The sequence below is a fragment of the Bartonella sp. OD88NMGDW genome (genome assembly GCF_042193775.1).
GTDB classification, from domain to species: Bacteria; Pseudomonadota; Alphaproteobacteria; order Rhizobiales; family Rhizobiaceae; genus Bartonella; species Bartonella grahamii.
Genome location: NZ_JBHIMA010000089.1, coordinates 1 through 573 on the forward strand (window position 1 = coordinate 1; position 573 = coordinate 573).

Genomic DNA, 573 nt, shown 5'->3' on the forward strand with positions numbered 1-573 from the left:
TTTGTTTTTCCTCTACAGAAAGAATGACAAACTTACCTAAGATTTTGCCTTGACCGGTAACAAGAATGTGAGGTCCCATATGCGCTATTTGTCGCAAATATTCGATTTGTCCGTGACCACCTTTGAAATCTGGATAAATCACGCCTGCTAAAGAAAATTCCGCATTTGCAACAGCAGGCAATTGAAGAGCAGCTTTTCGCCCCAATCGCCCTTGCTCTACCCATGGAACTCCATAAGACATATCAAGTGTTTGATAAGCTGCTGTTTCAATGGAAAAAATAAAACCACCCAAAGCTAACATCATGGTATTTAATCCGAAAGGCTAGAGGCTATGGCTAAACGTTGCTGTTTTGCATAGCGTTCAAGTGCTTGATTGACAGCGTCTCTGATTTCGTCCTTGAGACCATTTGGTACTGAAATATTGAGATTTGTAATGGTTACACGGGCGTCTACTTCAACGGGTTTATGAACCGTAATGGGCTTTGGAGCTTTAAAGGCACCCACTTTATTTGTTGCCTGCATTTGTCCTGTTTCAACGACACTTGTATTAAAACCACTCTTGCGTTTTTCAGG

At 41.5% G+C, this 573-nt stretch carries 1 protein-coding gene and 1 pseudogene; both read right to left on the reverse strand.

All coding sequences use genetic code 11. The features are described 5' to 3' along the window. On the reverse strand, positions 1 to 304 hold a 304-nt coding region (locus ACFIJR_RS09255), incomplete at its 3' end, for a phage tail protein (RefSeq protein ID WP_375654095.1). A gap of 5 nt (positions 305 to 309) precedes the next feature. Continuing rightward, positions 310 to 573: pseudogene (locus ACFIJR_RS09260) on the reverse strand (phage tail protein); the annotation flags it as partial.